This window comes from Glutamicibacter endophyticus (genome assembly GCF_048457885.1).
In the GTDB taxonomy this organism is placed as follows: Bacteria; Actinomycetota; Actinomycetes; order Actinomycetales; family Micrococcaceae; genus Glutamicibacter; species Glutamicibacter endophyticus.
Map to the genome: position 1 here is coordinate 514,138 of NZ_CP174200.1, position 26,212 is coordinate 540,349.

9 protein-coding genes, 4 tRNA genes and 7 rRNA genes are annotated in these 26,212 nt (G+C 55.9%); 16 read left to right on the top strand and 4 right to left on the bottom strand.

The window, feature by feature from the left end; genetic code table 11:
- Positions 1-14 precede the first annotated feature (14 nt).
- The 13 genes from rlmB to rrf (ACJD00_RS02605) all read left to right on the top strand — a co-directional run bounded on the left by rlmB (position 15) and on the right by rrf (ACJD00_RS02605) (position 19,425).
- A complete protein-coding gene (rlmB, locus tag ACJD00_RS02545) occupies positions 15-1,004 on the top strand; it encodes a 23S rRNA (guanosine(2251)-2'-O)-methyltransferase RlmB (protein WP_418908354.1) in 990 nt (329 codons plus the stop codon).
- A 564-nt stretch (positions 1,005-1,568) separates the two neighbouring features.
- A 16S ribosomal RNA gene (locus ACJD00_RS02550) occupies positions 1,569-3,096 on the top strand.
- A 540-nt stretch (positions 3,097-3,636) separates the two neighbouring features.
- Positions 3,637-6,766: ribosomal RNA gene (locus ACJD00_RS02555) — 23S ribosomal RNA — on the top strand.
- A 135-nt stretch (positions 6,767-6,901) separates the two neighbouring features.
- A 5S ribosomal RNA gene (gene rrf / locus ACJD00_RS02560) occupies positions 6,902-7,018 on the top strand.
- The 16S, 23S and 5S rRNA genes sit together here, the layout of an rRNA operon.
- A gap of 1,420 nt (positions 7,019-8,438) precedes the next feature.
- Positions 8,439-9,836 carry an FAD-binding oxidoreductase gene (locus tag ACJD00_RS02565; protein WP_418908355.1) on the top strand — a complete coding sequence of 466 codons (1,398 nt, stop codon included), beginning with the start codon at positions 8,439-8,441 and terminating at the stop codon, positions 9,834-9,836.
- 115 nt (positions 9,837-9,951) lie between these two features.
- A tRNA-Pro gene (locus ACJD00_RS02570) sits at positions 9,952-10,025 on the top strand.
- A 198-nt stretch (positions 10,026-10,223) separates the two neighbouring features.
- Positions 10,224-10,295: transfer RNA gene (locus ACJD00_RS02575), tRNA-Gln, on the top strand.
- Between the two features lie 43 nt (positions 10,296-10,338).
- Positions 10,339-10,411, top strand: a tRNA-Glu gene (locus ACJD00_RS02580).
- Between the two features lie 911 nt (positions 10,412-11,322).
- Positions 11,323-12,850 (top strand): 16S ribosomal RNA (locus tag ACJD00_RS02585).
- A gap of 540 nt (positions 12,851-13,390) precedes the next feature.
- Positions 13,391-16,520: ribosomal RNA gene (locus ACJD00_RS02590) — 23S ribosomal RNA — on the top strand.
- Positions 16,521-16,655: 135 nt separating this feature from the next.
- Positions 16,656-16,772, top strand: a 5S ribosomal RNA gene (gene rrf, locus ACJD00_RS02595).
- 664 nt (positions 16,773-17,436) lie between these two features.
- On the top strand, positions 17,437-19,167 hold the full coding sequence (locus ACJD00_RS02600) for an ABC1 kinase family protein (RefSeq protein ID WP_418908356.1): 1,731 nt from the start codon (positions 17,437-17,439) through the stop codon (positions 19,165-19,167).
- A gap of 141 nt (positions 19,168-19,308) precedes the next feature.
- Positions 19,309-19,425, top strand: a 5S ribosomal RNA gene (gene rrf, locus ACJD00_RS02605).
- A 138-nt stretch (positions 19,426-19,563) separates the two neighbouring features.
- On the opposite strand, the gene ACJD00_RS02610 is transcribed toward rrf (ACJD00_RS02605), so the two are convergent.
- The 3 genes from ACJD00_RS02610 to ACJD00_RS02620 form a co-directional block, all read right to left on the bottom strand.
- The gene (locus ACJD00_RS02610) at positions 19,564-20,631 is read right to left on the bottom strand and encodes an ABC transporter ATP-binding protein (RefSeq protein ID WP_418908357.1); all 1,068 of its coding nucleotides are present in this window, start codon (positions 20,629-20,631) and stop codon (positions 19,564-19,566) included.
- 66 nt (positions 20,632-20,697) lie between these two features.
- Positions 20,698-21,477, bottom strand: a complete 780-nt coding sequence (gene otsB, locus ACJD00_RS02615; RefSeq protein WP_418908358.1) for a trehalose-phosphatase — start codon at positions 21,475-21,477, stop codon at positions 20,698-20,700.
- Positions 21,474-22,955, bottom strand: coding sequence for an alpha,alpha-trehalose-phosphate synthase (UDP-forming) (locus tag ACJD00_RS02620; RefSeq protein ID WP_418908359.1), 1,482 nt, complete (start codon positions 22,953-22,955; stop codon positions 21,474-21,476). The genes otsB and ACJD00_RS02620 overlap by 4 nt, the downstream gene beginning before the upstream one ends.
- Before the next feature lie 332 nt (positions 22,956-23,287).
- Between ACJD00_RS02620 and ACJD00_RS02625 the strand changes: the two genes are divergently transcribed.
- The 3 genes from ACJD00_RS02625 to ACJD00_RS02635 all read left to right on the top strand — a co-directional run bounded on the left by ACJD00_RS02625 (position 23,288) and on the right by ACJD00_RS02635 (position 25,544).
- Positions 23,288-24,151 (top strand): DsbA family protein, encoded by an 864-nt coding sequence (locus ACJD00_RS02625; RefSeq protein WP_418908360.1) that lies wholly within the window; start codon positions 23,288-23,290, stop codon positions 24,149-24,151.
- A gap of 168 nt (positions 24,152-24,319) precedes the next feature.
- A tRNA-Thr gene (locus ACJD00_RS02630) sits at positions 24,320-24,393 on the top strand.
- Positions 24,394-24,599: 206 nt separating this feature from the next.
- Complete coding sequence (locus tag ACJD00_RS02635; protein ID WP_418908361.1) at positions 24,600-25,544, top strand: DUF808 domain-containing protein; 945 nt, start codon at positions 24,600-24,602, stop codon at positions 25,542-25,544.
- Between the two features lies 1 nt (position 25,545).
- On the opposite strand, the gene ACJD00_RS02640 is transcribed toward ACJD00_RS02635, so the two are convergent.
- Positions 25,546-26,082: a GNAT family N-acetyltransferase gene (locus ACJD00_RS02640; RefSeq protein ID WP_418908362.1), complete on the bottom strand. Its 537-nt coding sequence runs from the start codon at positions 26,080-26,082 to the stop codon at positions 25,546-25,548.
- Positions 26,083-26,212 lie beyond the last annotated feature (130 nt).

The following is a 26,212-nucleotide window of genomic DNA, read 5'->3' on the forward strand; positions in this document are numbered from 1 at the left end:
AGGACAATGAACTCATGAGCACTTCCAAGGGACGGCCCGGAGCCGTACGGAAAACTAAGAAGGGCCCGACCAAGGGTAGTGGCGGCAAGGGCCGCGCCTCGCTGGAAGGCCGCGGACCTACGCCTAAGGCTGAAGACCGCCCGTACCACAAGGCCTACCGCGCCAAGCAGCTGGCCGAACGTTCGGCCGCGAAGCACTCCGGCAATCGTCGTAGCGATCGACCGAAGGTCAATGCCGAAATGGTTACCGGGCGCAACTCGGTTCTTGAGGCACTACGGGCTGGGGTGCCTGCAAAGGCCCTGCATGTGGCAATTCGAATCGACGTGGACGACCGCGTGCGCGAAGCCCTCAAGCTTGCCGCCGAGCAGGGCATTCCATTGATGGAAGCTAGCCGACCAGAGCTGGACCGCATGACCGATGACGCGATCCACCAAGGTTTGGCGCTACAGATCCCTCCCTATGAGTACCAAGACGCAGTGCGACTGGCGCTGAAAACGGTTAAGGACTACGACAAGGGCTACCGGCGCACGCAGCCACTGCTTCTAGCCCTAGATGGAATTACCGATCCGCGTAACCTCGGCGCGATCGTCCGCTCGGCTTCCGCCTTTGGCGCAGATGCCGTGATCATTCCGGAACGTCGAAGCGTCGGTATGACGGCTTCGGCGTGGAAGACTAGCGCCGGTGCCGCCGTTCGCGTTCCAGTTGCCAAGGCCGGCAACCTTACGAGCGCCTTGAAGGAAATTAAGGCTGCAGGCGTATTCGTCGTTGGATTGGATGCCGGCGGGGATATGCAATTGCCGAATTTCGAATTGGCTACCGGTCCGCTGTGCATTGTGGTTGGTTCGGAAGGCAAGGGACTTTCCCGTTTGGTTCGCGAGAACTGCGATGCGATCGTGTCGATCCCAATCGATTCCGCGATGGAATCACTGAATGCATCGATGGCCGTGGGCATCACTCTCTATGAGGTTTCGCGGCTGCGAGCCGAATCCGGCACGTCCAGCTGATAACCGCACAAGCTCCTCGTCCGATCCATCGGGCGGGGAGCTTGCTGTTTGTGTCCCGCTTCACATCAGTTGTTTTTGGGGGCCACGGTCCCGCTGATACGTGGCAGATTGGGAAAACCCTGATGTTTTCGGGGATTTCTGGGGGTCGCTCGGCGAGCCTGCCCGATTTTGCGTTGCTCTGGAATCCGTGTATAGTTTTTCTCTGTCGCCGGAACGGCCACCACGGATTTCACGAGGTGTTCACCGGTTGATGAGCTTCCAGTCAGGAACTGCTCACCGGTTCGGATTTGCGTCCGACTCGGGGTGGTGGTAGGCTAAGAAAGTTGCTCCGAAGCGAAGCAGTCACCCGTGATAGTGGGTGGGTGTGGTGTCGAGAGTGTTTGTTGTTTGAGAACTCAATAGTGTGCCAAGTTTGTTGATACCGAATGTTTATTTATTTGGTGAATACATAACATTTTGCTTGGAATGATGCACCCCCGTGTGTTGTTCCGAGTGTTTTTTATTCGCCAGGATGTACGCTGGTTCGCCTTTATTTTCCGAAGGGTTCTAGCGGCTTTTTATTTTTTTATGGAGAGTTTGATCCTGGCTCAGGATGAACGCTGGCGGCGTGCTTAACACATGCAAGTCGAACGATGAACCAGGTGCTTGCACTTGGGGATTAGTGGCGAACGGGTGAGTAACACGTGAGTAACCTGCCCCTGACTCTGGGATAAGCCCGGGAAACTGGGTCTAATACCGGATATGACTGTTCACCGCATGGTGGGTGGTTGAAAGATTTATCGGTGAGGGATGGACTCGCGGCCTATCAGCTTGTTGGTGAGGTAATGGCTCACCAAGGCGACGACGGGTAGCCGGCCTGAGAGGGTGACCGGCCACACTGGGACTGAGACACGGCCCAGACTCCTACGGGAGGCAGCAGTGGGGAATATTGCACAATGGGCGAAAGCCTGATGCAGCGACGCCGCGTGAGGGATGACGGCCTTCGGGTTGTAAACCTCTTTCAGTAGGGAAGAAGCGAAAGTGACGGTACCTGCAGAAGAAGCGCCGGCTAACTACGTGCCAGCAGCCGCGGTAATACGTAGGGCGCAAGCGTTATCCGGATTTATTGGGCGTAAAGAGCTCGTAGGCGGTTTGTCGCGTCTGCCGTGAAAGTCCAAGGCTCAACCTTGGATCTGCGGTGGGTACGGGCAGACTAGAGTGATGTAGGGGAGACTGGAATTCCTGGTGTAGCGGTGAAATGCGCAGATATCAGGAGGAACACCGATGGCGAAGGCAGGTCTCTGGGCATTTACTGACGCTGAGGAGCGAAAGCATGGGGAGCGAACAGGATTAGATACCCTGGTAGTCCATGCCGTAAACGTTGGGCACTAGGTGTGGGGGACATTCCACGTTTTCCGCGCCGTAGCTAACGCATTAAGTGCCCCGCCTGGGGAGTACGGCCGCAAGGCTAAAACTCAAAGGAATTGACGGGGGCCCGCACAAGCGGCGGAGCATGCGGATTAATTCGATGCAACGCGAAGAACCTTACCAAGGCTTGACATGTGCCAGACCGCCTCAGAGATGGGGTTTCCCTTCGGGGCTGGTTCACAGGTGGTGCATGGTTGTCGTCAGCTCGTGTCGTGAGATGTTGGGTTAAGTCCCGCAACGAGCGCAACCCTCGTTCCATGTTGCCAGCACGTAATGGTGGGGACTCATGGGAGACTGCCGGGGTCAACTCGGAGGAAGGTGGGGATGACGTCAAATCATCATGCCCCTTATGTCTTGGGCTTCACGCATGCTACAATGGCCGGTACAATGGGTTGCGATACTGTGAGGTGGAGCTAATCCCTAAAAGCCGGTCTCAGTTCGGATTGGGGTCTGCAACTCGACCCCATGAAGTCGGAGTCGCTAGTAATCGCAGATCAGCAACGCTGCGGTGAATACGTTCCCGGGCCTTGTACACACCGCCCGTCAAGTCACGAAAGTTGGTAACACCCGAAGCCGATGGCCTAACCACCTTGTGTGGGGGGAGTCGTCGAAGGTGGGACTGGCGATTGGGACTAAGTCGTAACAAGGTAGCCGTACCGGAAGGTGCGGCTGGATCACCTCCTTTCTAAGGAGCTAAACCATTATGGTTGCCTGTTTCTGTCACGAGTGTTGGCAGGCGGGTTGCTCATGGGTGGAATATCAATGAATCGCGGCATCCTGTGGCGCCCCGTTGGTGGGGTGGTGTGGGGTGTTGGCTGTGCTTGGTGCTGTTGGTTGATGCGTGCGTAGTACGCCGTGCCGTTGCTTCGCTCCACTGTGGTGGGGTGTGGTGTTGGTGTGGTTGGAATCGTGGTGTTGGCCGGTGGTGCTGGTGTGGTTTGGCATGCTGTTGGGTTTTGAAGCAACAAGCCTTTGGGTTTGGTGTTTCGGTGTTTCCTGTGTCTGTTGGACGCGTACCCCTTGGTGGGTGTGTGGTCGGTGGGTGTGGGGTTGTTGTTTGGGAACTGTATAGTGAACGCGAGCATCTTATAAGATGACCCTTTTTCCTGCCCCCTTTGTGTGGGTGGGTTGCTGATGGCACTGTTGTCCTGATGGTGTTGTTGGTGGGTTGTTTTGTGATTTTGTTGATTGTTTTTGTTGCTCATTTTTGAGGACTTTGATTTGTGTTGAAGTTTTTAAGGGCGCACGGTGGATGCCTTGGCATCAGGAGCCGATGAAGGACGTGGGAATCTGCGATAAGCCTGGTGGAGTCGATAACCGGACGTTGAGACCAGGATTTCCGAATGGGGAAACCCCGCACCATGTTATGTGGTGTGACCTGCAGCTGAATGTATAGGCTGTGTGGAGGGAACGCGGGGAAGTGAAACATCTCAGTACCCGCAGGAAGAGAAAACAATAGTGATTCCGTTAGTAGTGGCGAGCGAACGCGGATGGGGCTAAACCGGTTGGTGTGTGATAGCGGATAGGCGTTGCATCATCGGTGTTGTGGGGTCCGCACGTTACCAGTTCTATCTACGCTGGTGGGATGAGGTGCAGGCGTATAGGTGAATCGGTTGGAATGCCGGACCATAGAGGGTGATAGTCCCGTAGGTGTAATGCGTGCTGCCGTTCTTGTGTGGATGCCCGAGTAGCACGGGGCCCGTGAAACCTTGTGTGAATCTGCCAGGACCACCTGGTAAGCCTGAATACTACCTGATGACCGATAGTGAATCAGTACCGTGAGGGAATGGTGAAAAGTACCCCGGGAGGGGAGTGAAATAGTACCTGAAACCGTGTGCTTACAATCCGTTAGAGCAAACTTGTTTTGTGATGGCGTGCCTTTTGAAGAATGAGCCTGCGAGTTAGTGCTGTGTCGCGAGGTTAACCCGTGTGGGGTAGCCGTAGCGAAAGCGAGTCTGAATAGGGCGTTTGAGTGGCACGGTCTAGACCCGAAGCGAAGTGATCTACCCATGGCCAGGTTGAAGCGCGTGTAAGAGCGTGTGGAGGACCGAACCCACTTCAGTTGAAAATGGAGGGGATGAGCTGTGGGTAGGGGTGAAAGGCCAATCAAACTTCGTGATAGCTGGTTCTCCCCGAAATGCATTTAGGTGCAGCGTTACGTGTTTCTTGCCGGAGGTAGAGCTACTGGATAGGCGATGGGCCCTACAAGGTTACTGACCTTAGCCAAACTCCGAATGCCGGTAAGTGAGAGCGTAGCAGTGAGACTGTGGGGGATAAGCTTCATAGTCGAGAGGGAAACAGCCCAGAACGCCAACTAAGGCCCCTAAGCGTGTGCTAAGTGGGAAAGGATGTGGAGTTGCTGTGACAACCAGGAGGTTGGCTTAGAAGCAGCCACCCTTGAAAGAGTGCGTAATAGCTCACTGGTCAAGTGATTCCGCGCCGATAATGTAGCGGGGCTCAAGCACACCGCCGAAGTTGCGTCATTCAAATATTTGCTTGGTTTCGATCGAGCGTTTGGATGGGTAGGGGAGCGTCGTATAGCGGGTGAAGTCGCGGTGTAAACCAGCGGTGGACGCTATACGAGTGAGAATGCAGGCATGAGTAGCGAATGACGGGTGAGAAACCCGTCCGCCGAATGATCAAGGGTTCCAGGGTCAAGCTAATCTGCCCTGGGTTAGTCGGGACCTAAGGCGAGGCCGACAGGCGTAGTCGATGGACAACGGGTTGATATTCCCGTACCGGCGAAGAACCGCCCATACCGTAGCGACGGATGCTAACCACCTCTGAGACCGTGCTCAGTGCCTTTCGAGGTGCTGGTGTGGTGGATGGGCTGGGAACCGATGTTGTGAGGTCAGCGTATTAACAGGTGTGACGCAGGAAGGTAGCCGAGCCAGGCAATGGAATTGACCTGGTCCAAGGGTGTAGGAAGAGTGGTAGGCAAATCCGCCGCTCATGTTTCTGAGACCTGATAGGCGCCCCTTTGGTGGGGTGATTCGGTGATCCTATGCTGCCTAGAAAAGCATCGGCGCGAGGTTCAAGTCCGCCCGTACCCTAAACCGACACAGGTGATCAGGTAGAGAATACTAAGGCGATCGAGAGAATCATGGTTAAGGAACTCGGCAAAATGCCCCCGTAACTTCGGAAGAAGGGGGGCCTGCCTCGTGACGGAGATTTACTCTCTTGAGCGGGTGTGGGCCGCAGAGACCAGGGGGAAGCGACTGTTTACTAAAAACACAGGTCCGTGCGAAGTCGCAAGACGATGTATACGGACTGACTCCTGCCCGGTGCTGGAAGGTTAAGAGGACTCGTTAGTGCTTTGGCGCGAAGCGGAGAATTTAAGCCCCAGTAAACGGCGGTGGTAACTATAACCATCCTAAGGTAGCGAAATTCCTTGTCGGGTAAGTTCCGACCTGCACGAATGGAGTAACGACTTCCCCGCTGTCTCAACCATGAACTCGGCGAAATTGCAGTACGAGTAAAGATGCTCGTTACGCGCAGCAGGACGGAAAGACCCCGAGACCTTTACTATAGTTTGGTATTGGTGTTCGGTGCAGCTTGTGTAGGATAGGTGGGAGACTGTGAAGCTCAGACGCTAGTTTGGGTGGAGTCATCGTTGAAATACCACTCTGGCTGTATCGGTCACCTAACTTCGGACCATGATCTGGTTCAGGGACAGTGCCTGATGGGTAGTTTAACTGGGGCGGTTGCCTCCCAAAATGTAACGGAGGCGCCCAAAGGTTCCCTCAGCCTGGTTGGCAATCAGGTGTTGAGTGTAAGTGCACAAGGGAGCTTGACTGTGAGAGTGACAGCTCGAGCAGGGACGAAAGTCGGGACTAGTGATCCGGCGGCACCTCGTGGAAGGGCCGTCGCTCAACGGATAAAAGGTACCTCGGGGATAACAGGCTGATCTTGCCCAAGAGTCCATATCGACGGCATGGTTTGGCACCTCGATGTCGGCTCGTCGCATCCTGGGGCTGGAGTAGGTCCCAAGGGTTGGGCTGTTCGCCCATTAAAGCGGTACGCGAGCTGGGTTTAGAACGTCGTGAGACAGTTCGGTCCCTATCCGCTGCGCGCGTTGGAAATTTGAGAAGGGCTGTCCTTAGTACGAGAGGACCGGGACGGACAAACCTCTGGTGTGTCAGTTGTACTGCCAAGTGCACCGCTGATTAGCTACGTTTGGAAGGGATAACCGCTGAAAGCATCTAAGCGGGAAGCCTGCTTCGAGATGAGATTTCCATGCACCTTGAGTGTGTGAGGCCCCCAGCTAGACCACTGGGTTGATAGGCAGGATGTGGAAGCAAGGACTAAAGACTTGTGTAGCTGACCTGTACTAATAGGCCGATGACTTACAACACACAACACTAACGATCGTTAGACATTGATGGTTCGCGTTCACTATACGGTTACGAGACAACAACCCCCTCAAACACACACGCGTGTGCGTGTGTGGGGCAGGTTGTATCGGTAACACTTTTGTGCTTCGAGACTGTTACGGCGGTCATAGCGTGGGGGAAACGCCCGGTCCCATACCGAACCCGGAAGCTAAGGCCCACTGCGCCGATGGTACTGCACTCGTGAGGGTGTGGGAGAGTAGGACGCCGCCGGACTAAACTTATGATGTGGTTTGAGGCCCTAACACACAGTGTGTGTTAGGGCCTCACCCGTTTAACCACACAACCCACACAGGTGCCCGCGACTACCCACGGGGGCGGCACCATCGGAGGTTGGGGTGGACGCCCGTGGTGGGTCAACCGCGGACTAGACGCCAGCGAACCACGATTGCTTCGACCTGGATCACTTCTACGGGGAACTTACTTACTGCAAACGTGGCATCACGCTCATGCGCGGGGCCGAGGTCGCGGACGACTTCCATTCGATAACACGCCTTGAGAACAGCGCGGGCGCGTGAGCCGGACGTGTAGGGAATTAGTTTCTATCGAGTACCAGTTTCCGCACGTCATAGCAGGTAGCACCGCAGAGTACGGCTAATAGCAGTCGGCATCGTTTGCTCATCTGTATGGCCATGATGCCGGGTCAGGCGATAGCCGGCTACCGTCAGAAACTATCGGCCTGAGAAGCGGCCCATGTGCATCGTTATGATGGGCCGCGTTCAAGCCAGAAATTAAGCAGTCGTCGCTGTGTCTATACAGTCGCCGTTTGGGATAGGCACCCCACGATGTCAATTGCAGCGCTGGCGAGTAGGTTCGGTAGTTCCGGAAGTTGCTCGGGCGCATCGCACGATAGCTTGCCAAGATGGCTATACCGCTTGTTTGGCGCGCATCACTTTGAGTTTCGCCGGCAACTGGAACGCGAGGGCCGGTCTCGTGGAAGTCATAACAGAGTCATTGTGAGTTAAAAGCGCTTGGTAGCGTGGCTCAAATCGCGGTGGAAGCCGCAACAACGAGTCTAAGAGAGCTGGAAGTGGTCGATGACCACAAGCTCTCGGCGCCCGAAGGCCTATAACCCTTCTCCAACGGGATGCTGCAGACCTAAGAGCTGGCCACGCATGGTTGTGAACTGTCCCGCGCGTGGGATTGCAACGGCTGGACTAGCCAATGTAGCGACAACGACCTCTTAGTGCCTCATTCTCGTATTTGAAGCATCAGGAACCACCACAAGCTATTTGCAAAACCTGCCACCGTGGCGATCGTTGCCATCACGCTCTTCTTGGATGCTGTCAGTACGACGTCGATTCCGGCTTGTTGTTTTGGTACTCAGTCTCTTTCACCCATGGACTTCTTGCGGACTTAGTCAGGACGGACGACGAGACGGAACTTTCAGCTGAGAATGGTCCAGGGTCAATGGCTGCGCTTCGAAGCAGACGGCAGAGGAATCCGCGCACAGATCATGTCATGTTTTGACCGCTTCTGCCTACCGCTGTACTCGCCTAAACGGCATTTCCATCTGGCTACCGGGCGGTACCGATACGCATTCGAGCAGTTGAAGAGTAATCGTCGTGGAGAAGTGCACTGATGTAGATAACCTGTCAGTAGGCTTGGACAGGACGGAAGGCGAGTAATGAGGGCTATGGCCTCTGACAGTTTTGCTGAATTTCTAGAAACCCTGCGAGGTGCACTTCCAGCAAACCGCATCGAGAGCAATCTCCAGACGTTGCGTGAGAATGCGCGTGATCTTGGCCAGCTAATCGGAGAAGCCATACCGCCACGTGCCGTCTTGTATCCGGAGTCGGTTGAGGATGTACAAGAAATTATGCGGACCGCTACTCGGTATCGCGTCCCAATTATTACGCGTGGCGCGGGATCTGGCGTTTCGGGTGGGGTACATGTGCTCGGGCCGGCCGTGGTTCTCAACCTGAGCAGAATGAATCGAATCCTGAATGTCAGCCCGGAGAACGAAACGGCGACCGTCGAGCCAGGAGTTATCAACCATGACCTAAATGCAGCGGTTGAAGAATTCGGGCTTATGTATGCACCCGATCCTGCAAGCTACCGGATCTCGACGATAGGTGGGAATATCGCCACCAATGCTGGTGGACTGAGATGCGCTAAGTACGGCGTCACTCGCGAATCAGTGCTTGCCCTAGATGTAGTACTCAGCGATGGTCGGCTTATCCATGTGGGGCGCAAAAGCTTTAAGGGCGTTGCCGGATATGATCTCGTGGGTTTGTTTACGGGGTCAGAAGGCACATTAGGCGTCGTGGTCGGGGCTACCGTCAGACTCCGATACCTACCGGTCCAACAGCGAGACCTTTTCTGTGTGTTCGACTCAGTCGAGACTGCAGTACGTGGCCTCCAGCATATTGCCCAAGCACGCGTTCAACCAGCAATTCTTGAACTTGTAGACGGAGCGACGATGAGAGTTCTGGATCAGTCTTATGGAACAAGTGTCTCGCGTGAGGGCGGTGCGCTCCTCTTGATTCGTCTCGATGGCTACGGTGCAGAGGCCGAAGAACAAGCGATTCGTCAGGTGCTTGGGGCGGTTGCGTTGCGTCTGTCCGTGGCAGAGGATGAGTTCGCCACAACTTTGATTGAGATGCGGCGAACCAGTCGTGGTGACACCCAGGACGATGCTTATCGGATGGGCGAGGACGTGGCCGTTCCTAAGGGAGAGATGCTCAGGTTTGTGCGCCAGCTCAACAGCATTGCGCTCCGAAATGAAGTGAACCTACGGCTTATCGCCCATGCCGGCGATGGTAACTTCCATCCGACATTCTTCGTTGATCCCAGCACCGGGCAGGCAGGGTTATCCAGGCTGAATGCTGCACTAGAAGAATCGGTACGGGAAGCGCTGAGACTTGGTGGAACGATCACCGGCGAGCACGGTGTTGGATCGGTGAAATTACCATGGCTTGAGTGGGAGCAAGAGCCGGATGTTATCTCGCTACAGCATGCTCTTAAAGAAGTCTTAGACCCACTGGGGATTCTCAACCCGGGCAAGGCAATTCCAGATCTTTCAGCTCGATAATCGTGCCGGCAAGGGCTGATCCGTGAATGCACGATGTACGGAAATGTCGCGACGACGGCTTCTCGATTATGCGATCTGAAGGCACTCGGTGTAGAGTATTCACGTTGGCCGATCACGGGATATGGCGCAGTTTGGTAGCGCGCGTCGTTCGGGACGACGAGGTCGCAGGTTCAAATCCTGTTATCCCGACTCAACACAAAAGAGGGAACCGATAGGTTCCCTTTTTTGCTTTAACTAGTTACGGGCTGCTCCTCCAAGAGAGGCGTAGATCACGCATCCATGGGCGTCTTTCGATGTGGCAGTTCGGCGAAAATTCTGTATAGTTAATTCCTGTGCTGAGGTGTTCAGCCGATGAACCTTAGTTCAACGGAAGGCATCTAGACACTTTGGGATATGGTGTAATTGGCAACACAACGGTTTCTGGTTCCGTCATTCTAGGTTCGAGTCCTGGTATCCCAGCGCTTCGCTGACGAAAGTTAGCGAGCTGAGTAAGTCAGCATACGGCCCCATCGTATAGCGGCCTAGTACTCCGCCCTCTCACGGCGGCAACGCGGGTTCGAATCCCGCTGGGGTCACATTTACAAGATCCTCCCTGATTCAGGGAGGATCTTTTTGTATCTGCTGTTGGGCACTCCCATATTCTCTTTCGCCCCCGCCGCCTGGCTTGCGGCCTCTGCCCAACTCCCTCTCTGTTGCCAGGCATCAGGGGGCAGGTTCTATATATGGAGACGTGTCACCGCAGCACCGGGGACATGCCAAGTACTGAACGGGTAGTGGCAGCATTTGGTTCACCCTCTTTTCAATGGACAACTAGCTCTGCCTCTCGTTAGGCATCGGATCTTCAACTGCGACCAGGCAGCAACGTTGAAACTCGAATTCCAGTGGACATGGTGCGCGTCCGGTTGTTCTCGGGTAACGCTTGGATAGCTCGCCCCGCGCTGTATGGGGAGGCAGAAGACGGTCGATACCTACCTCGGCTATCACTGGATGACATGTAACGACGATCACGGTCATAAAATACCCCACCGATTTGCACGACCTCCCAAACCCCTGTATAGTTTTTCTTCGTTGCCACAAACAGGCCGGACAAAAAACCGGTACAAAAAGAGGCAACAAAACCCCAGAAAAACAACGCTTTTACACAGGTCACTGTGGAAAAGAATTGAAAGAATGGGACCCGAAAATACGGTTCAGATCACAAAGAAACGATTTGACACCGACGAAATAATCGGGATAAGATAAATGAAGAACGCTGGACGAAACGCCACCGAAGATAACGGTGGTCGCGGAACCGGTAAGTGTTTGTTGTTTGAGAACTCAATAGTGTGCCAAGTTTGTTGATACCGAATGTTTATTTATTTGGTGAATACATAACATTTTGCTTGGAATGATGCACCCCCGTGTGTTGTTCCGAGTGTTTTTTATTCGCCAGGATGTACGCTGGTTCGCCTTTATTTTCCGAAGGGTTCTAGCGGCTTTTTATTTTTTTATGGAGAGTTTGATCCTGGCTCAGGATGAACGCTGGCGGCGTGCTTAACACATGCAAGTCGAACGATGAACCAGGTGCTTGCACTTGGGGATTAGTGGCGAACGGGTGAGTAACACGTGAGTAACCTGCCCCTGACTCTGGGATAAGCCCGGGAAACTGGGTCTAATACCGGATATGACTGTTCACCGCATGGTGGGTGGTTGAAAGATTTATCGGTGAGGGATGGACTCGCGGCCTATCAGCTTGTTGGTGAGGTAATGGCTCACCAAGGCGACGACGGGTAGCCGGCCTGAGAGGGTGACCGGCCACACTGGGACTGAGACACGGCCCAGACTCCTACGGGAGGCAGCAGTGGGGAATATTGCACAATGGGCGAAAGCCTGATGCAGCGACGCCGCGTGAGGGATGACGGCCTTCGGGTTGTAAACCTCTTTCAGTAGGGAAGAAGCGAAAGTGACGGTACCTGCAGAAGAAGCGCCGGCTAACTACGTGCCAGCAGCCGCGGTAATACGTAGGGCGCAAGCGTTATCCGGATTTATTGGGCGTAAAGAGCTCGTAGGCGGTTTGTCGCGTCTGCCGTGAAAGTCCAAGGCTCAACCTTGGATCTGCGGTGGGTACGGGCAGACTAGAGTGATGTAGGGGAGACTGGAATTCCTGGTGTAGCGGTGAAATGCGCAGATATCAGGAGGAACACCGATGGCGAAGGCAGGTCTCTGGGCATTTACTGACGCTGAGGAGCGAAAGCATGGGGAGCGAACAGGATTAGATACCCTGGTAGTCCATGCCGTAAACGTTGGGCACTAGGTGTGGGGGACATTCCACGTTTTCCGCGCCGTAGCTAACGCATTAAGTGCCCCGCCTGGGGAGTACGGCCGCAAGGCTAAAACTCAAAGGAATTGACGGGGGCCCGCACAAGCGGCGGAGCATGCGGATTAATTCGATGCAACGCGAAGAACCTTACCAAGGCTTGACATGTGCCAGACCGCCTCAGAGATGGGGTTTCCCTTCGGGGCTGGTTCACAGGTGGTGCATGGTTGTCGTCAGCTCGTGTCGTGAGATGTTGGGTTAAGTCCCGCAACGAGCGCAACCCTCGTTCCATGTTGCCAGCACGTAATGGTGGGGACTCATGGGAGACTGCCGGGGTCAACTCGGAGGAAGGTGGGGATGACGTCAAATCATCATGCCCCTTATGTCTTGGGCTTCACGCATGCTACAATGGCCGGTACAATGGGTTGCGATACTGTGAGGTGGAGCTAATCCCTAAAAGCCGGTCTCAGTTCGGATTGGGGTCTGCAACTCGACCCCATGAAGTCGGAGTCGCTAGTAATCGCAGATCAGCAACGCTGCGGTGAATACGTTCCCGGGCCTTGTACACACCGCCCGTCAAGTCACGAAAGTTGGTAACACCCGAAGCCGATGGCCTAACCACCTTGTGTGGGGGGAGTCGTCGAAGGTGGGACTGGCGATTGGGACTAAGTCGTAACAAGGTAGCCGTACCGGAAGGTGCGGCTGGATCACCTCCTTTCTAAGGAGCTAAACCATTATGGTTGCCTGTTTCTGTCACGAGTGTTGGCAGGCGGGTTGCTCATGGGTGGAATATCAATGAATCGCGGCATCCTGTGGCGCCCCGTTGGTGGGGTGGTGTGGGGTGTTGGCTGTGCTTGGTGCTGTTGGTTGATGCGTGCGTAGTACGCCGTGCCGTTGCTTCGCTCCACTGTGGTGGGGTGTGGTGTTGGTGTGGTTGGAATCGTGGTGTTGGCCGGTGGTGCTGGTGTGGTTTGGCATGCTGTTGGGTTTTGAAGCAACAAGCCTTTGGGTTTGGTGTTTCGGTGTTTCCTGTGTCTGTTGGACGCGTACCCCTTGGTGGGTGTGTGGTCGGTGGGTGTGGGGTTGTTGTTTGGGAACTGTATAGTGAACGCGAGCATCTTATAAGATGACCCTTTTTCCTGCCCCCTTTGTGTGGGTGGGTTGCTGATGGCACTGTTGTCCTGATGGTGTTGTTGGTGGGTTGTTTTGTGATTTTGTTGATTGTTTTTGTTGCTCATTTTTGAGGACTTTGATTTGTGTTGAAGTTTTTAAGGGCGCACGGTGGATGCCTTGGCATCAGGAGCCGATGAAGGACGTGGGAATCTGCGATAAGCCTGGTGGAGTCGATAACCGGACGTTGAGACCAGGATTTCCGAATGGGGAAACCCCGCACCATGTTATGTGGTGTGACCTGCAGCTGAATGTATAGGCTGTGTGGAGGGAACGCGGGGAAGTGAAACATCTCAGTACCCGCAGGAAGAGAAAACAATAGTGATTCCGTTAGTAGTGGCGAGCGAACGCGGATGGGGCTAAACCGGTTGGTGTGTGATAGCGGATAGGCGTTGCATCATCGGTGTTGTGGGGTCCGCACGTTACCAGTTCTATCTACGCTGGTGGGATGAGGTGCAGGCGTATAGGTGAATCGGTTGGAATGCCGGACCATAGAGGGTGATAGTCCCGTAGGTGTAATGCGTGCTGCCGTTCTTGTGTGGATGCCCGAGTAGCACGGGGCCCGTGAAACCTTGTGTGAATCTGCCAGGACCACCTGGTAAGCCTGAATACTACCTGATGACCGATAGTGAATCAGTACCGTGAGGGAATGGTGAAAAGTACCCCGGGAGGGGAGTGAAATAGTACCTGAAACCGTGTGCTTACAATCCGTTAGAGCAAACTTGTTTTGTGATGGCGTGCCTTTTGAAGAATGAGCCTGCGAGTTAGTGCTGTGTCGCGAGGTTAACCCGTGTGGGGTAGCCGTAGCGAAAGCGAGTCTGAATAGGGCGTTTGAGTGGCACGGTCTAGACCCGAAGCGAAGTGATCTACCCATGGCCAGGTTGAAGCGCGTGTAAGAGCGTGTGGAGGACCGAACCCACTTCAGTTGAAAATGGAGGGGATGAGCTGTGGGTAGGGGTGAAAGGCCAATCAAACTTCGTGATAGCTGGTTCTCCCCGAAATGCATTTAGGTGCAGCGTTACGTGTTTCTTGCCGGAGGTAGAGCTACTGGATAGGCGATGGGCCCTACAAGGTTACTGACCTTAGCCAAACTCCGAATGCCGGTAAGTGAGAGCGTAGCAGTGAGACTGTGGGGGATAAGCTTCATAGTCGAGAGGGAAACAGCCCAGAACGCCAACTAAGGCCCCTAAGCGTGTGCTAAGTGGGAAAGGATGTGGAGTTGCTGTGACAACCAGGAGGTTGGCTTAGAAGCAGCCACCCTTGAAAGAGTGCGTAATAGCTCACTGGTCAAGTGATTCCGCGCCGATAATGTAGCGGGGCTCAAGCACACCGCCGAAGTTGCGTCATTCAAATATTTGCTTGGTTTCGATCGAGCGTTTGGATGGGTAGGGGAGCGTCGTATAGCGGGTGAAGTCGCGGTGTAAACCAGCGGTGGACGCTATACGAGTGAGAATGCAGGCATGAGTAGCGAATGACGGGTGAGAAACCCGTCCGCCGAATGATCAAGGGTTCCAGGGTCAAGCTAATCTGCCCTGGGTTAGTCGGGACCTAAGGCGAGGCCGACAGGCGTAGTCGATGGACAACGGGTTGATATTCCCGTACCGGCGAAGAACCGCCCATACCGTAGCGACGGATGCTAACCACCTCTGAGACCGTGCTCAGTGCCTTTCGAGGTGCTGGTGTGGTGGATGGGCTGGGAACCGATGTTGTGAGGTCAGCGTATTAACAGGTGTGACGCAGGAAGGTAGCCGAGCCAGGCAATGGAATTGACCTGGTCCAAGGGTGTAGGAAGAGTGGTAGGCAAATCCGCCGCTCATGTTTCTGAGACCTGATAGGCGCCCCTTTGGTGGGGTGATTCGGTGATCCTATGCTGCCTAGAAAAGCATCGGCGCGAGGTTCAAGTCCGCCCGTACCCTAAACCGACACAGGTGATCAGGTAGAGAATACTAAGGCGATCGAGAGAATCATGGTTAAGGAACTCGGCAAAATGCCCCCGTAACTTCGGAAGAAGGGGGGCCTGCCTCGTGACGGAGATTTACTCTCTTGAGCGGGTGTGGGCCGCAGAGACCAGGGGGAAGCGACTGTTTACTAAAAACACAGGTCCGTGCGAAGTCGCAAGACGATGTATACGGACTGACTCCTGCCCGGTGCTGGAAGGTTAAGAGGACTCGTTAGTGCTTTGGCGCGAAGCGGAGAATTTAAGCCCCAGTAAACGGCGGTGGTAACTATAACCATCCTAAGGTAGCGAAATTCCTTGTCGGGTAAGTTCCGACCTGCACGAATGGAGTAACGACTTCCCCGCTGTCTCAACCATGAACTCGGCGAAATTGCAGTACGAGTAAAGATGCTCGTTACGCGCAGCAGGACGGAAAGACCCCGAGACCTTTACTATAGTTTGGTATTGGTGTTCGGTGCAGCTTGTGTAGGATAGGTGGGAGACTGTGAAGCTCAGACGCTAGTTTGGGTGGAGTCATCGTTGAAATACCACTCTGGCTGTATCGGTCACCTAACTTCGGACCATGATCTGGTTCAGGGACAGTGCCTGATGGGTAGTTTAACTGGGGCGGTTGCCTCCCAAAATGTAACGGAGGCGCCCAAAGGTTCCCTCAGCCTGGTTGGCAATCAGGTGTTGAGTGTAAGTGCACAAGGGAGCTTGACTGTGAGAGTGACAGCTCGAGCAGGGACGAAAGTCGGGACTAGTGATCCGGCGGCACCTCGTGGAAGGGCCGTCGCTCAACGGATAAAAGGTACCTCGGGGATAACAGGCTGATCTTGCCCAAGAGTCCATATCGACGGCATGGTTTGGCACCTCGATGTCGGCTCGTCGCATCCTGGGGCTGGAGTAGGTCCCAAGGGTTGGGCTGTTCGCCCATTAAAGCGGTACGCGAGCTGGGTTTAGAACGTCGTGAGACAGTTCGGTCCCTATCCGCTGCGCGCGTTGGAAATTTGAGAAGGGCTGTCCTTAGTACGAGAGGACCGGGACGGACAAACCTCTGGTGTGTCAGTTGTACTGCCAAGTGCACCGCTGATTAGCTACGTTTGGAAGGGATAACCGCTGAAAGCATCTAAGCGGGAAGCCTGCTTCGAGATGAGATTTCCATGCACCTTGAGTGTGTGAGGCCCCCAGCTAGACCACTGGGTTGATAGGCAGGATGTGGAAGCAAGGACTAAAGACTTGTGTAGCTGACCTGTACTAATAGGCCGATGACTTACAACACACAACACTAACGATCGTTAGACATTGATGGTTCGCGTTCACTATACGGTTACGAGACAACAACCCCCTCAAACACACACGCGTGTGCGTGTGTGGGGCAGGTTGTATCGGTAACACTTTTGTGCTTCGAGACTGTTACGGCGGTCATAGCGTGGGGGAAACGCCCGGTCCCATACCGAACCCGGAAGCTAAGGCCCACTGCGCCGATGGTACTGCACTCGTGAGGGTGTGGGAGAGTAGGACGCCGCCGGACTAAACTTATGATGTGGTTTGAGGCCCTAACACACAGTGTGTGTTAGGGCCTCACCCGTTTAACCACACAACCCACACCACCGTCAGAATCCGCATGAGTGGCGGAGCTACGCATCTCGGCGGGATCACCGCAACCTATACGCGGAAGTAGGAGCTGGCGGACCTAGACTCTGCGCGTTCCTGCGGAACAAGGGTTGCGGATTCTGCAGACGTGCCCGTTACCGAAGGCTAGGGGGCAACCGCTCGCAGCTTTCCCTAGACACTACTGGGGTTGCGTTGTCGCTGGACTGGGATTGCGGCGTTGCCGCTGGCCAGCATTCGGCCGTTCCGGCACGGCTCATCCTGTCGATATCATCCTTTTGACGGTCACTATTGGCCTGGAGCGCCCCCAGAATAGAGTCATGGCGTCCTTGTCTACAGCAGTTTTCGTATTAGTGACCACCCTGCTTACGGCGTGGGCCGTAGGCATCGGTATGCGAAGGATCCTTGGGCAGCCAGTAGGACGGCCACGAACCTATCTCCTGTCACTTCTCTTGGTTTCGCTAGGCGGAAGCGCAGTCACGTCCATTGCCTCAAGCATGGGACTGAAGAATTCCGAGGATTTCGTAGACCTTGGCTGGGGTCAGATTCTCATGTTGAGTTCAGTGTGGCCGTGGATTTTCGTGGTGACGCTGGCGGTACTGCTCCTTCTTGAAGTTCTATTCCCCACAGGAAGTATTGCGCCTCCCTGGATGGCTGTACGTTCTCTTCGCGAGGGAATGCGGAACCTGCGACGCTATTTCCACATCATCTGGATTCTTGCGAAGCATGGGCTGCTGGGTTTTCTTGGACGAGGTTCGGGGCGGCGCCGGGCCCGGTCGTTCCGGAACGCGGAGTTGTTTCGCTCCTTAGCGGTGAGTTTGCGATCGGCACTGACCGAGGCCGGCGTCGTTTACGTCAAACTCGGACAGATGTTGGCCACGCGCATCGAGCTCTTTCCTCCCGCGTTCCGTGAAGAGCTCGGGAAACTGCACAGCGGCGTACAGCCCATGGGGGAGACGGACGTGCAGTCAGTACTGGAACACTCGTACAAACGCCCCGTTTCGGAAGTTTTCGCATCCTTTGAGAGCACACCACTGGCTGCCGCTTCCATCGGGCAGGTACATCGAGCACGATTACACGACGGCACCCAGGTCGTGGTCAAGGTGCAAAGGAGGCAGGCTCGTGCCCAGCTCGTACGCGACACGTCCATCATTCGCTCGCTCGCCCGCCGAATGGAACGAGACACCGTATGGGGACGCGAGATGGGAGTTGAGGAGCTTGGTCGTGGTTTCAGTGACGCGTTGATGGAAGAACTGGACTTCACGCACGAAGCGGCAAACACGATGCTGCTTCGCTCTGAGAAACAGGATGCGGATCTCCTGCGTATTCCTAAGGTCTATCCGGCGCTCAGCAACTCGAATGTACTGGTGATGGAATGCCTACAAGGAGTAGCGCTCGACGCGGCAGCCTCGAGGCTACGCAACCATACTCCCGAGCGCCGGCGGGATTTGGCGGCTGGTTTGGTGGCCGCAGTGATGGACCAGGTGGTGCTGCGCGGAGTATTCCACGCTGACCTGCATCCTGGAAATATCATGTTGCTCGATCAGGGAGGCCTAGCTCTCTTGGACTTCGGTTCCGTTGGGAGGCTGTCACGCGCCGAGCGGCATGGAATTCTTGCGCTGATGATGTCGACCAAAACCGGCAATGAAGTTGCTGCAGTTCAGGCCATGAATGAACTATTCGGAAGGAGCGAGCAACTTACGCAGATCGAGTTGGAACGACTGGTAGGTCGCATGTTGACCAAGTACCAACCGTCAGCATCGTTTTCAGCTGAGATATTCGCAGACATTTTTGAGATCGCCAGCGTTGCCGGCTACCGTGTGCCGGATCAACTGGGGGCGCTCTTCCGTACTTTTATTGCCCTGCAATCTTCGCTTGAGGTTCTGGATCCCGGCCATGACCTCGTTGCCAGCGTGACTTCACATGCGCCCAGTCTGATCGCCCATCTGACGAATGTCCGTCGTCTCACAGATGACGTTACGAGCCAAGCGCTGTCGCTACTACCCGAAGCCCAGCGGATGCCCGGGCGGCTCGCCTCGCTACTGGCCGACCTTGAAGCAGGCCAGCTCAAGGTAGCTGTGCAAATGGGACCAGATGAAGTTACGAGCCGAACGGTGGGGCCGGTGGCCCGTCTGGTGGTGACAGCGCTCTTCGGTAGTCTGTTTCTCATCGCAGCAGTGTTCTTGCTAGCAACCCCGGGGGTAGCCGTAGCTGGTGGCGTCCCCTTGAATTGGCTCATCGCGTCGCTGACAGGGTTACTCGGTTCGGTACTGGCCGTACGGGCCCTGTTTCACGTGGTGCATCGAAGCCGATAACGTATCCAAGTGTGGCGGACGGCACGTCTAGGGCAGGCTCATCGATTCGTCTTCTCGCGCGGGACGATGCTATATTTAAGTAGTTGCCGCGAAAGCGATCGACACCGTAGTTTTCCCACGGTTTACCGTGCGGGTTAGAGTTACGGCGATCATAGCGTGGGGGAAACGCCCGGTCCCATACCGAACCCGGAAGCTAAGACCCACAGCGCCGATGGTACTGCACTCGGGAGGGTGTGGGAGAGTAGGACGTCGCCGAGCATATTTGCCAGAGGCCCCGAGATTTTCTCGGGGCCTCTGATGTTTAAGATTTGGCCCTTGCGCACCAGCTAAGCACGCAAAAGGTAATGCCCGGTTAGTCTCGAACTGAGACCAACCGGGCAGGAGCCTTACAGCTTATTAGTCGGCCAAACGCAGTCCGGACTCGGTATCGAACAGGTGGATGTGGCGGAGTTCCGGCACAATCTTCAGCAAGTCGCCGCGCTGCGGGGGAGTGCGCCCGTCCACACGAACGACAATCGTCTGAGCCTTGCCGGCCAGCTCAGCGGTTGCGTAGATGTATGCGTCGGCGCCCAATTCCTCAACCACGTCGACGGTGAGAGTCACGCCTGGATCGCCAGGCTCTGCCATCTGGATGTCTTCCGGACGAATGCCCAGAGTGACCTTACCTGATGCGCCAGGGGCTGCGATGATCAGTTCGCCAAGCTGCACCTGGCCGTTTGCGGAATCCAGCTCAACCAAGTTCATGGCCGGCGATCCGATGAAGCCTGCGACGAAGACGTTGTTCGGGCGGTCGTACAGTTCACGCGGAGTGCCGACCTGCTGCAGAAGCCCATCCTTGAGTACCGCTACGCGGTCACCCATGGTTAGCGCTTCGACCTGATCGTGCGTCACGTACACGGTCGTCACGCCCAAGCGGCGGGTCAACGACGCGATCTGAGTACGGGTCTGCACACGCAACTTGGCGTCCAAGTTCGACAGGGGCTCATCCATCAGGAAGACCTGAGGGGAGCGGACGATGGCTCGTCCCATGGCTACACGCTGACGCTGACCGCCGGAGAGCGCCTTGGGCTTGCGGTCGAGGTACTTTTCCAGGTCCAGAAGCTTCGCGGCTTCACGCACGCGTTCGTTGCGCTCTTCCTTGCTGACACCGGCGATTTTCAGGGCGAAGCCCATGTTTTCGGCGACCGTCATGTGCGGGTACAACGCGTAGTTCTGGAAAACCATTGCGATGTCGCGGTCCTTGGGAGGAACGTTGGTGACGTCGCGGTCGCCAATGAGAATACGACCCGAGTTAATCTCTTCGAGACCTGCGAGCATGCGCAGGGTGGTCGACTTGCCGCAGCCCGATGGGCCAACAAGTACGAGAAACTCGCCATCCTTGATCTCAAGGTCGATTGCATCGACGGAAGGAACGAGTGCGCCAGGATAGACGCGGGTGGCCTTTTCGAAGGTCACTGATGCCATGATGACATTCCTTTCACGGGCAGGTACGTGCCCGACGATCCGTAGTGAAAGTGAAGTGGAACACAACTATCCTCGCATGAAAATCAGCGATTCCAAAAGTGCAGGTAGGTCGGCAGCCTCGTCGATGCGAAATTGCGCGGCTGTTTCTCCCGCTCCGACCTTCACGCCGAGATCATCCCCGGTAAGCACCTTAAAGCCGTCCTCATCTGTAACATCGTCACCCACGAACAACATTGCCGGAACGTCCAGAGCCTCCTTGAGCCAGCGCAGCGCAAGACCTTTATCCGCTTCGTGCACCGAAGCTTCAATCACGGACTTTCCTCGTAATAGTTTCACGCCATCGAAGGATGCGAGGGCGCTGAGGGCCTGCTCGGTCGCCCGTTGCGCGTCACCGGCATTGGCTTGGCGTGTATGCAACACCGTGGATGCCGGCTTGAACTCCAATGTGACGCCCTCAAACCGATCACTTACTTCACCGAGGGCTTCGGTGATGGAAGCTAGAAGGCTCGCCGCGTGCTCGTCGAGGGCTATGTGCAGTTCGGACTCCTCTGCCAGATGCGGTACCACACGCTCGGCTCCGTGAGAGCCAATGAGATTATCCGGACGACCTTGCGGGTAGACCTCGGCAAGGGAGTCAAGGTTTCGGCCCGACACGAGGGCCGTATGTACGCCAGGTAGCCGTCCGAGTCGAGCCAGCGCGCTGGCCGTTGCCGGCAACGGCCGCGCGTTCTCTGGCCGGTCGACCAAGGGTGAAACGGTGCCATCAAAGTCGAGAGCTACCAGAATTTGCGCATGCGCGGCAAAGGTAGCTAGTGCCTTATGCAACTCCGCGTTGAGTTCACTCATACTTCGGAAACCTTCGTGGGGGAGGTCGGGCGGTGGGTTTCGGCAAGCTCATTCAGATCATCGAGGAAATGCCGTGACCAGTGCTGAACGTCGTTGTGTTCCAGATGCTGAATCATTCGCTGCATTCGTTCTGACTGTTCCGCCTCGTCCATCGTCACGGCGGCAATGATCTTCCGCTTCATGCCGGCAATGTCATGGGGATTGACCAAGACGGCATCATTGAGCTGGTCTGCAGCGCCGGTGAATTCGGAGAGCACGAGTACGCCACGGCCGTCCTGATGACTGGCAACGTACTCCTTAGCCACTAGATTCATGCCATCGCGCAAAGCCGTGACGAGCAGAACATCCGCAGCCAGGTAGAGCGCGATCATTTCGCGCAACGGATATGAATGGTGCAGGTAGCGCAGCGTTGTGTGGCTAATCGTGTCGTGTTGCCCGGTGATTTGCCCGACCATGAGCTCGACCTGATTGCGCAGTTGCATATATCGACCGACGTTCTCGCGGCTCGGGCTGGCGACCTGGATCAGGCACACCTCGCCGGCTTGAAGCGCCTGATCGGAGAGCAGTTCCCCGTAGGCCTTGAGGCGGTGGCGAATACCCTTGGTGTAGTCCAGCCGATCCACGCCAAGCATCACAGTTTTGGGATTGCCCAGCTCATGACGAATCTGTGCCGCACGCGCGATGATTTGCGGGTCACGGGCCAGGCGGGCTACTTCACTGGTGTCAATGGAGATCGGGTGCGGGGCTGCGGTGCAGATGTTCTGGGTGTCATGTTCGAACGGCGGTGTCGCTTCGAACCCTTGGATTGAGTAATCCGTGAAGTTCTGCAGGCAGTTCATGAAGTTATCGGCATCGTCCTTACGCTGGAAGCCCACGAGATCGGCGCCGGCCAGGCCCTCGAGGATTTGCGTGCGCCAAGGAAGTTGGGCGAACAAGCTCATGGAGGGGAAGGGGATGTGATTGAAGAAGCCGATCTTCAGATCTGGGCGTGCCATCCGCAAGATGCGCGGTACTAGCTGGAGCTGATAATCGTGCACCCAGACCGTGGCCCCGGGGGCAGCAACGCGGAGGGTGGCATCGGCAAACCGTTGGTTGATGGCCTTATAGGCGTCCCACCACGTTCGATGGTACTCAGGTGGAACGATGACATCGTGGTAGAGCGGCCAGAGAGTGGAGTTCGAAAAGCCTTCGTAGTAGAGCTCGACGTCCGCTTCGCTTAGGGCGACGGGAACCAAGTGAATACCGTCATTGTCGAAATCTTCGAGAGTCTCGTCGACTGCTCCATGCCAGCCTACCCAAGCGCCGCTCGAGGCCGACATGATGGGGTGAAGGGCGGTAACGAGACCGCCGGGAGCCCGCCGGAATCCGCTGGTCCCATCCTCGTTAGTGACGCGGTCGACCGGTAGTCGGTTGGCTACTACAACAAAGTCGTACTGTCCGGTTTCGGTGGTCGCGGAACCGGGTCTGTCGGTATTCACGATGAACCTCCTTTAGTCTGCCGCTATTGGCCGTTTTATTAGGCCCTCCAGCGGCTGCTGGCGAATATTTCGGTGGTTGCTCGGTAACCTCTGTTACTCATGACACTAGTTGACACAGGCTCACAGGCAGAATAAACCGTAATTATTGTTTCGGCTTGTATTTACGCGGAGCCGCTACCGTACCGCGGACTTTGCTAGCAGTTGGCGAATCTTATGTAGCTGCTGTGAAGGTGCGCTTTTCACAAGATTCCGGGGCAATGACACCAGGTCTTTGGCTAAGCTTGAAGAAAGCTTTCTGATTATCGTTATATTCCAAAGGACCGTATACACCTATGGCATCGAACAACGAGCGCCCGTCCAAGGCCGAGCGCAATGCGAACGCACGGGCCCAGGCTGCGGCGCGGCAGGCGCAACTCGAGGCTTCACAGAAGCGCAAATCACTGATGGTAAAACTCGGCGTCCTGGCCGCAGTGGTCGTGGTTATCGCTCTGGTGGTGGCGCTGATCGTGCAAAACAACAATGGCAAGATTGCCGAAGAGGGTGCCATTCCCAGCGGTGGAACCAACGGAGGCGGTATTCTCGTTACCTCTGCCACCACCTTAGGCGGAACCGGTAGCGGCATGGTCAAGGCATCGGCCGAAGATCCTGAGTCGCCAAAGGATCCGGCAGATCCTCGTGACCTTGTCGTTGGCAAAAAGGGTGAACCGGTTAACATCACCATGTACGTGGACGTGAACTGCATTCACTGTGCAGAATTCGAAGCGAAATACGGTGAGCAGATCAACAACTGGCTGGCAGATGGCAAGGTAACTGTCGAGTACCGTAACGTCGGCTTCCTGGACCGCGGTTCACCGACCAACTACTCCTCGCGTGGAGCTAACGCACTGGCCTGCGTGGCCGATAAGTCTCCTGAGTCCTACACGAAGTTTGTATCGGCGATCTGGGGACATTACAGCCAGGGTGAAATGAAGAACTCCGAGCTGATCAAGATGGCTCACGACAGCGGAGCCAGTGACGCGGTGGACTCTTGCATCAATAAGGGCGACTTCCGTCCGTTCGTCGCATACGCAACCGCTGCCGCCCAAGCCGATGGTGTACGCGGTACGCCGAGCATCTACATTCAGGGCAAGGAATTCCAGCTGGGAACCGATGACTTCGTCACCGAGGTTGAGGCCGCGATCAAGGCGAATGCCTAAGTTTCAGTTGAAATATCTGTAGCAAGCGGGTGGGCGTCGGGTAAAATATCGCTCATGATCTCGCACCCTAGCGATGGGGGAGGCCACCGGTGAAGGTGTCCTTCCCCATCGCTATTTAAGCTCACCGATTCGCGGAGTCGCGGGGCGTCCGATATTCTTAGAGGGCTTGCCTCCTTAGCTCAGCTGGCCAGAGCAGCTGTCTTGTAAACAGCAGGTCACCGGTTCGAATCCGGTAGGGGGCTCGGAGTGAGAGGTCCTACATCCGAGATATGGATGTAGGACCTCTTTTTGTCTTTTTGTCTTCTTTGGCTGTAAACGCTGTGAATGTCATTGGATGAGCCCTGGGCAGAGAGCTTTGGCGCGTGTTGTTTCACGTTGGTGACACCTTGACCCGCAGACGGCCACGTACCATTGGACCAACGAGTCGACTTTATGAAAAGGAACGCACATGGCCGGTGGTCTAGTAGCACTGCTTGACGATATTGCGGCGCTAGTGAAAATCACTGCCGCTTCCATCGACGATATTGCCGCTGGCGCGGGACGGGCCAGCACGAAGGCGATGGGCGTGGTTATCGACGACGCAGCAGTGACGCCGCAATACGTCGAAGGAATATCGCCCAAACGAGAACTTCCGATTATCTGGAAGATTGCCGTTGGGTCGATCCGCAACAAGCTGGTTTTCATCCTTCCCTTAGCGTTGCTGCTGTCGCAGTTCGCACCGTGGGCGTTGACCCCGATTCTGATGCTCGGCGGTTGTTACCTCGTCTTCGAGGGCGCCGAGAAGTTATTGGAAGCCGCAGGAATCTTACGTCACCACGCCGAACACGGGGAGGCAGTGCGCGATGAGAAGTCCATAATTGGGGCCGCCGTGCGCACGGACCTCGTGCTCTCGGCTGAAATCATGGTGATTTCACTGAACGAAGTCGCTGACCAGCATTTCTGGATGCGCACCGCGATCCTTGTTGTCATCGCACTGCTAATGACCGTGGTTGTGTATGGAGCCGTGGGGCTGATCGTCAAAATGGATGATCTGGGTCTGCGGTTGGCTCAGCGCGACTCGAAGGCCTCACAAAGCTTTGGTCGAGGACTGGTCAAGGCGATGCCAATTATCATGTCGGTGCTGAGCAAGGTTGGGGTTATCGCAATGTTGTGGGTGGGCGGCCACATACTGCTCACCGGGCTCGATGAATTAGGTTGGCACGCTCCTTATGGGTTCGTGCATCACCTTGAGGACCTCGTCCATCATGCCACCGGTGCATTTGGTGCGTTTCTTGGCTGGTGCGTCAACACGGCGTTCTCATGTATCGCGGGAATCCTCGTAGGCACCGTGCTGGCGTTCGCCATTACGGCCGTGAAGAAGGCCCGGGCCAAGGGCGGCGCTACCAAGCACTAGCTCAGAGCGCTGGCACGGCAAGGACTTGTGAGTCCACTTTCGGAGCGACGCTCGAGGACGGTACGAGAATCGGCGCAGGAGCCCTCCGTGGCTCACGTAGGGCACGGTAGATGAACTTGGTGGTCTCATCTTGCTCAAAGACTCGCTCGCGTTCCCAGGCATCACTTCGTTCATAGAACGCCCACGAGGCAGGGTTAGCCGCGTCGATGACCGTGATCGGAGTACCACCCAGCGCCCGCGCACGTTCGAGGCGCAGTGCTGTTACGCGTTCACGGATTCCCAACTTACGAAAGGCCGGGTGCACCGCCATGCACCCCAACTCGAGGGCATCCATCGATTCTGTGGGAGCCAGAACTGAATCGTGAACGATGCCGGCCGCGATGAGTCTTCCCTCATGGCGGACGGTGACAAGGCAGAGGCAGCGGTCCATCTTCTGATGCCAGCGCTCGCCGGTGTGTGGGTAGAGTGAGGCCAGCTCTTCACGAGCGAGCCCCGCAGGGGAGGAAGAAGCCACGGCAAAGGTGAGGGAAGTGCGCACTGGGGACGGTCCTAAAAATCAGAACGAACGAAAGGGTCGTGATGCCCGGGACGCCGGGCGGTTTCGTTGGCCTTGAGGGGACCGTTGTCAGTGGATTCCGACAGCTTCCTTGTAGGGCCCAGTTTTTGGC

Excerpts from the sequence above, each read along its gene's own strand:
- rlmB (WP_418908354.1), top strand. The coding sequence starts at position 15 with ATGAGCACTTCCAAGGGACGGCCCGGAGCCGTACGGAAAACTAAGAAG.
- ACJD00_RS02565 (WP_418908355.1), top strand. The coding sequence starts at position 8,439 with ATGGCCTCTGACAGTTTTGCTGAATTTCTAGAAACCCTGCGAGGTGCA.
- ACJD00_RS02610 (WP_418908357.1), bottom strand. The coding sequence starts at position 20,631 with ATGGCATCAGTGACCTTCGAAAAGGCCACCCGCGTCTATCCTGGCGCA.
- otsB (WP_418908358.1), bottom strand. The coding sequence starts at position 21,477 with ATGAGTGAACTCAACGCGGAGTTGCATAAGGCACTAGCTACCTTTGCC.
- ACJD00_RS02625 (WP_418908360.1), top strand. The coding sequence starts at position 23,288 with ATGGCATCGAACAACGAGCGCCCGTCCAAGGCCGAGCGCAATGCGAAC.
- ACJD00_RS02635 (WP_418908361.1), top strand. The coding sequence starts at position 24,600 with ATGGCCGGTGGTCTAGTAGCACTGCTTGACGATATTGCGGCGCTAGTG.